Raw genomic sequence first — 526 nt, forward strand, 5'->3', positions numbered from 1 at the left:
GCGGTCGAAGGTGGGGCTGGCGATTGGGACGAAGTCGTAACAAGGTAGCCGTACCGGAAGGTGCGGCTGGATCACCTCCTTTCTAAGGAGCACCGGCTCTTTCTGATCACAGCTTCGGCTGGGTGGGAAGGGTCTACGTCGTGTTCGTGAGCGAACGTCTCACGCTCGGCACGCTCATTAGTGGAGCACTGGCTACTCAACCGGATCGTGTTGGCCGGGACCGCTAGTACCGCCCTCCTCGGAGGGAGTGGGAACGGGGCCTCGCGTACATCGGACTGGTTGAACACACTGTTGGGTCCTGAGGAAACGGACCTTGGTTCGGGGCTGCTGCCGGTTGGTGGTGGCCCTGGTGCCTGCCTCGGGTTCGGGGTGGGTGTCTGTTTGGCCTCGTGCGGGACCGGCCTCCTGTCAGACCAGCTCACATCTCATGCGCATGCTTGTGTGGGGGTGGTGGGTGTTGGTGGTGGGGTGGGTTTGGTCGCTGTTTGTTGTTTGAGATTTGCATAGTGGACGCGAGCATCTTTGT

Annotated in this window: 1 rRNA gene; it reads left to right on the plus strand. The window is 61.0% G+C overall.

Going from position 1 to position 526, the window contains the following annotated elements:
• A 16S ribosomal RNA gene (locus ACFFRH_RS44645) occupies positions 1 to 82 on the plus strand; the annotation flags it as partial.
• Between the last annotated feature and the right edge of the window lie 444 nt (positions 83 to 526).

This window comes from Streptosporangium vulgare (assembly GCF_042428775.1).
Lineage (GTDB): Bacteria > Actinomycetota > Actinomycetes > Streptosporangiales > Streptosporangiaceae > Streptosporangium > Streptosporangium vulgare.